This window comes from Cytophaga sp. (genome assembly GCF_051961495.1).
Taxonomy (GTDB): Bacteria; Bacteroidota; Bacteroidia; order Cytophagales; family Cytophagaceae; genus Cytophaga.
The window spans coordinates 1-6,202 of the sequence record NZ_JBQCDF010000071.1; the positions used below are offsets into that span (position 1 = coordinate 1).

Genomic DNA, 6,202 nt, shown 5'->3' on the forward strand with positions numbered 1-6,202 from the left:
ATTTCATCACCTAACCGGTAGCCGCTTAAGGGTTGCGCAACAGAAACATAATATGTCAACAAAAATAGTATGACGGGAATGATTTTTTTCATGTATGAAAAGTTTTGAATATCTAACGTTTTTCAACCCGCGAAGGTTTAAAATTAGGCACTTAAGGTATCAATTTCTAATTGGTGTTAAAAGCAAGAATGTAATTATCGTGCTCAAAAAACTCAATTTTATAAGTTAAATCCCCGATATGGATGTTGGTTGTACCTTTGGCCAATCCGCTGCTGAAAGGATCAACGATAATATCATCCTTTAAAGAAAGGCCTTTTTCTCCGGCTAATTTATAGCCTGTTTCTTTAATGCACCAGTATTGAGTCATGTGGCGCACATCTTCTGAAAATTCTTCTTCAAACAGAAATTTTTTCCGGATAGCCAGAATTTTCTGGTCTATGCGTTCAATGTCAATCCCCACAGGTTTATTTTTATCGATTATAGCAGCCGCATATTCATGTGAGTGACTGATGGAAACATGTCCGTTCTGCTCGCAAAGGTAAGGACGCTTATCGGGCATTTTCTGAGTGCCTGCATAAGGCAGTTGTAAATGCTCACAAACCAGGCCTACGGTAAGACGGCTGGCAAGCCATTCCTGTTTTTTATGCGGATGTGAAATACTCGCCAGGTGTTCCTTTTCATGTGAAGCAAAAATATAGTTTTTTTCAAGTGCTGAAAGTTCCTCTTGAATATTCCAGAGTCCCCAGGCTCTGGACTCGTTCAGGCTATGAATGTTGGTTAATGGCATTTCAACTATAAATGGTAGGACAAAGTACGGCTTTTTTCAGAATTTGTTGGTAGAAATGATGCAGCAGGCATAAATATCCGCATTTGAACAGATTCATTTCCGGTTTTAATATAAAACAATTGTATTTGTTTTAAGTTCTTACCGGCATCCTGATCGGAGAGTGAAAGTTTTTGAACGGCACTTATGCACATTCAGGCTAATACAGAGGATAATACCTTAATAATTGGTAAATTTATAACATGATTGTGTTGTCGGGTGTATCGGAATACTTTATGCAAACAGATACCCGCCACCGGTCGTTTCAAGTATATTATGCAAGGACTTCACGTACATAAAATCGGCACGTATAAAGGGCATAAAGATTCTATTTATGCACTCGAACATGGCGTTACAGATTCTGCATTTTATACTTCCGGTGCCGATGGCCTGGTTGTGGCCTGGGATATGCAGAAACCGGACGAAGGGAAACTCATTGCAACCCTCCCGAATTCAGTATATGCGCTGCATTATGACCGGCATGCAAATGAATTGCTGATCGGTCAGAATTTTGAAGGGGTGCATGTGATTGATACTGTTTCAAACACAGAAAAGAGCAACGCGAAGATTACAAAGGATGCAATTTTTGACATCAAGAAAATTCTTGACTGGGTGCTTGTCGCAACCGGCGACGGCTGCCTGGTCGTGCTGGATGCAAGGGATCTCAGTGTAATTGCGAAACTGAAAATTTCAGAAGCGAGCATTCGTGTGATTGCCGTACATCCAAATAAAAAGCAGCTGGCAATCGGCAGCAGCGACCACTTGATACGCATTATAGATATTCCAAGCTTGCGGATATTACATACATTAAAAGGGCATACAAATTCTGTATTTTCCCTTGCTTATTCCCCTGATGGAGACTTGCTGCTGAGTGCAGGCAGGGATGCACAACTGAAAGTATGGGACATACTTACCTTTACGCCCATGCATTCGATTCCGGCACACATGTATGCCATCAATCACATTGCATTCAGTAAATCGGGAAAATATTTTGTAACAGCCAGCATGGATAAATCCATAAAGGTCTGGAATGCTACGGAATTTAAATTATTGAAGGTAATAGATAAATCGCGGCACGCCGGACACGGTACTTCAGTGAATAAATTGTGGTGGTCGGATTTTAATAACAACATTGTTTCGGTGAGTGACGACCGGACCATTTCCATCTGGAACCTGGAAATGCCCTTTGCAAAAGGTCACTGACATAGTAGAAAGAACGCATTAATAAATAGATCATGAAAGTTACCCCGATTGAAATAAGACAAAAGGATTTCAATAAAGTATTCAGAGGTTACGACAAAGAAGAAGTAGATGCTTTTTTGAAATCACTTTCGCAGGAATGGGAAAAATTGCTGGATGAAAACAGAGAAGTAAAAAAGAGACTTGAGCTGGCAGAGCGCGAAGTAAACCGTTTACGTGAAGTTGAAAGTTCTCTTTTCAAAACGATTAAAAATGCAGAAGATACAGGTGCTAACCTGATTGATCATGCGCAGCGCCAGGCGGATCTGCATATGCGTGAAGCACAGATGAATGCCGAAGCCATTATGAGTGAAGCAAGAACACGCGCACGCAAAATGGTTGAAGAAGCAGAACATGAAGCAAAGACTTTAGTTGGCAGTCTGGAAGATGATGTTGTATTGCTGCAAAAGGAATACAAAGAGATTGAATTCAAGAAAGAAAACGCCATACGTGAAATTCAGGCATTGGGTGAAAGCCTGCTGGATCGTGTGCAGCGTGAGAAGAATAAAGCTGGCAGAGAGGCGATCGAAGAGCGTATTGGGCATGTGTTGGAAGCTGCCAAGTCAATCAGTACAGACGTGAAAAAAGATTTCACCGCGCATGAATTGAAAACAACCATTACACCAATAACACCTGTCATCGATCCGGATGCACCGAAGCAGACAGAAGCAACCTTATTCCCTACACATACCATTCCACCGGCATACGAACCACAGCCAAAACCTGCCGAGAAAAAAGAACCTGCAGCGCAAAACTCCTTGTTTGATGCGGACGTAAAGAAGGAAGAGGAAAAGAAGACTTCACCTGAAGCAAAAAAAGACAAAGATAATTCAGGTTCATTCTTTGATACGATTTAATTCATGAGCGCTGTCATATCTCTGGAAGGTCTTAAATTCCATGCGTTCCACGGGGTTCATCCGCAGGAAAAGCTGGTAGGTTCTATTTTTATGGTAGATGTGCACTTAACCATGCAGCTGCCGGGAGAGGGGTTTCAGGACGAATTGGCAAATACCATTGATTACGAACGTGTGTATGCAACTGTCGCTGAAATTATGAAAGCACCCAGGTATTTAATTGAGACCCTGGCGGAAAATATCACGGAAGCTATCTTCCGTACACAGCCGCTTGTAGAAGAGGCACACGTGATTATTTCCAAAATGCATCCGCCGGTAGGAGGCGAATGCCTGAAATCAAAAATTGAACTTAAGAAGACGCGTTCGTATTAAACACAAAACCTGAGACTTCTTCCGAATCCTCATGGTCCAGCTCAATACCGGCAACATATAAGATATGTTTCTTCTCAATATATACCGGTAAGCCTTCAACCAGGTATTCATTATCACCTTCTTTTTTCTGATCAAAACCCAGCACAAAACTGGTGCCGGAGCAGCCGCTGCCGCGCACGCCAATCCTCAGTCCGTAGCCTTCAGGAATATTTTTCGTAGCCTTAATATGCGCAATCTGATTTAGAGCAAGTTGCGTAATGGTAAGCGGTAGAATATGTTGGTGGAATGCTGACACAGATTCTGATTATGGGCCCAGGTGCAAAGGAAGCACGCAAACGTTGTTATTATCCCTCAAAATTGTATATTTTTGAAGATTAAAAATACTGTTATGTTAGAATTCTTATCCGAATTTATAAAAATTGTTCTGCCGGCTGCGTTGGTGGTATATGGTATGTTCCTGATCGTTAAGATTTTTCTTCAAAAAGAATTTGAAAAGAGAGCTCTTGAGGTACAAAGTAAAAATATTGATATAAAAGTTAAGAATACGGAATTGGTATTGCCGATCCGTTTTCAGGCATACGAGCGTGTTTGTTTGTTTTTAGAACGTATTGCTCCGCATAATCTGATCCTAAGCTGTAATGAACCGGGTATGACTGCCGGACAACTGAAGCAGCAGATGCTGTTCAATATCCGCGAAGAGTTTGCGCATAACATGTCGCAGCAGGTTTATATGAGTGATGAAGCATGGAAGCATGTGAAAGACGCGATGGAGAATATTGTTTCTGTAATCAATAATTCTGCACAGATTGTACCTTCAGATGCCAAGGCTATTGACCTGGCGAAAATAATTGTAGAGGTACTGATGCAACTGCCGACAGAACCTACTGCTGAGGCTTTGCAATTCGTAAAAAATGAGATCAGACAAGTAATGTAAATTACGACTCTTGAAGAAAGAGAATGTATGAGTAAAACAGACAACAGATTAAAGATCGCTATCCAGGGCGGGCGCGCGTCCTTTCACGATATTACAGCACGTTATTATTTTGGCGAAGAGATTGACATTGCAGAATGTTCAACCTTCAGAGAGCTATGCAACCAGCTGAACACAGGTGTAGTTGATTACGCTGTCATGGCTGTAGACAATTCCATCGCAGCGTCCATCCTTCCCAATTATGCATTGATCGAAGAGTATGGTTTCAAGATCATCGGTGAGGTGTACCTTCAGATCAAGCAGTACATCATGTGCATTCCTGAAACAAAAGAAGAGAACATACGTTGGGTAATGTCACACTACATGGCATTGAACCAATGTGAGGAATATCTGCTGAACAGACCCATGATGGAACGCAGGGAATATCACGATACAGCGGATAGCGCAAAATATATCAAAGAGCATAACAGTGCAGACATTGCAGCCATTGCCAGTAAATATGCCTGTGAGTTATACGGATTAAAATTGATTGAAGAGGAAAGTATTGAAACGTATAAAAATAACTTTACACGTTTCTTTGTTCTGTCAACAGGAGAGAAGTTTAAAAACGATATACCAAACAAGGCAACCATCAGTTTCCGTTTGCCGGATGAGGTTGGTGCATTGGCCAAGGTGCTCCAGATTATTGTTGATAATGAGATCAACTTATCAAAAATTCAGTCGTTGCCGGTTTTTGGTACAGCAAACGAATATCGTTTTCATGTTGATTGTGAATGGACAGATTATGCTAAATTCAAAAAAGGCATCGCAATTAATTCCATTGTGGAAGATTTAAAAATTTTAGGAGAATATAAAAAAGGAGAATTGGTTAATGATTATTCCCGCAGCAAACAGGCTTAATACGGTTAAAGAATACTACTTTGTCCGCAAGCTGGAAGAGATTGCCAAATTAAATAAGGAAGGCAAAAATGTGATCAGCTTTGGCATCGGCAGTCCGGACCTGGCGCCGTCTGAAGCTACCGTGAATGCATTGGTACAAACATCAAAACTGCCGAATGCGCATGGGTATCAGCCTTACAGAGGTATTCCTGAATTGAGAGATGGTATATCTTCTTTTTATAAAAGTACTTATGGTGTTGACCTGGATCCGAACACGGAAATACTTCCGTTGATGGGTTCTAAAGAAGGTATTCTTCATGTATCGCTGGCGTTCTTAAATCCCGGTGATGAAGTGCTGGTGCCGGATCCGGGCTATCCTACCTATACCTCTTTGACTACATTGATCGGGGGACAGGTACGTAAATATGCATTGAGCGAAAAAAGCAACTGGCATCCGGATGTTGAAGAATTGAAAAAACTTGACCTCTCTAAGGTTAAGATGATGTGGTTGAATTATCCGCACATGCCAACAGGTGCAGAGGCAGACAGAGAGCAGATTGAAAAGATTGTTGCATTTGCAAAGGAATATAAAATATTGTTATGCTTTGATAATCCATATAGCCTGGTTTTAAATCAAAAACAACCATTCAGTATTTTAAGCATACCTGGAGCGAAGGATGTTGCAGTCGAATTCAATTCACTGAGCAAGTCTCACAATATGGCTGGCTGGAGAATAGGAATGATGGTAGGTTCACCGATCTATCTGAATCCCGCGCTAACGGTTAAAAGCAATATCGATTCAGGTATGTACCTGGGTTTACAGAAAGCCGCAGTCGAAGCGTTCAGGAATACAGCTGAATGGCATGCTGAACGTAATAAAGTATACGCAGACCGCCGGGAAAAAATATTTGGCATACTGGATAAACTCGGTTTTGAATATAACCGCAAACAGGTAGGTTTATTTGTATGGTGCAAACCTAAGGATGCTGCTGCTATTGGTGATATACCAGCTTTCATAGACCGCTTGTTAAATGAAGCCTATGTATTCTTTACGCCGGGAGCAATCTTCGGTGAGAGAGGGGAGGGATACTTAAGAGCATCGCT

8 protein-coding genes are annotated in these 6,202 nt (G+C 41.4%); 6 read left to right on the top strand and 2 right to left on the bottom strand.

The features are described from left to right. Window positions 1-166: 166 nt before the first annotated feature. The gene (locus ACTHJT_RS03305) at window positions 167-787 is read right to left on the bottom strand and encodes a 4'-phosphopantetheinyl transferase family protein (RefSeq protein WP_440236354.1); all 621 of its coding nucleotides are present in this window, start codon (window positions 785-787) and stop codon (window positions 167-169) included. 312 nt (window positions 788-1,099) lie between these two features. Between ACTHJT_RS03305 and ACTHJT_RS03310 the strand changes: the two genes are divergently transcribed. The 3 genes from ACTHJT_RS03310 to folB are packed head-to-tail and all read left to right on the top strand — an operon-like array spanning window position 1,100 to window position 3,288. Next, window positions 1,100-2,026 (top strand): WD40 repeat domain-containing protein, encoded by a 927-nt coding sequence (locus tag ACTHJT_RS03310; RefSeq protein WP_440236355.1) that lies wholly within the window; start codon window positions 1,100-1,102, stop codon window positions 2,024-2,026. A 32-nt stretch (window positions 2,027-2,058) separates the two neighbouring features. Then, complete coding sequence (locus tag ACTHJT_RS03315) at window positions 2,059-2,919, top strand: DivIVA domain-containing protein (RefSeq protein WP_440236357.1); 861 nt, start codon at window positions 2,059-2,061, stop codon at window positions 2,917-2,919. Between the two features lie 3 nt (window positions 2,920-2,922). After that, complete coding sequence (gene folB, locus ACTHJT_RS03320) at window positions 2,923-3,288, top strand: dihydroneopterin aldolase (protein ID WP_440236358.1); 366 nt, start codon at window positions 2,923-2,925, stop codon at window positions 3,286-3,288. Here the strand turns inward: folB and ACTHJT_RS03325 are convergent. Beyond that, the gene (locus tag ACTHJT_RS03325; RefSeq protein ID WP_440236359.1) at window positions 3,266-3,583 is read right to left on the bottom strand and encodes a HesB/IscA family protein; all 318 of its coding nucleotides are present in this window, start codon (window positions 3,581-3,583) and stop codon (window positions 3,266-3,268) included. The genes folB and ACTHJT_RS03325 overlap by 23 nt on opposite strands. 93 nt (window positions 3,584-3,676) lie before the next feature. Here ACTHJT_RS03325 and ACTHJT_RS03330 point away from each other — a divergent pair, with 93 nt between their 5' ends. The 3 genes from ACTHJT_RS03330 to ACTHJT_RS03340 form a co-directional block, all read left to right on the top strand. Continuing rightward, window positions 3,677-4,222: a hypothetical protein gene (locus ACTHJT_RS03330; protein ID WP_440236361.1), complete on the top strand. Its 546-nt coding sequence runs from the start codon at window positions 3,677-3,679 to the stop codon at window positions 4,220-4,222. A 27-nt stretch (window positions 4,223-4,249) separates the two neighbouring features. Next, window positions 4,250-5,119 (top strand): prephenate dehydratase, encoded by an 870-nt coding sequence (locus ACTHJT_RS03335; RefSeq protein ID WP_440236362.1) that lies wholly within the window; start codon window positions 4,250-4,252, stop codon window positions 5,117-5,119. Next, window positions 5,091-6,202 (top strand): pyridoxal phosphate-dependent aminotransferase (locus tag ACTHJT_RS03340; protein WP_440236364.1); only part of this gene is annotated, 1,112 nt, incomplete at its 3' end. The genes ACTHJT_RS03335 and ACTHJT_RS03340, both read left to right, overlap by 29 nt.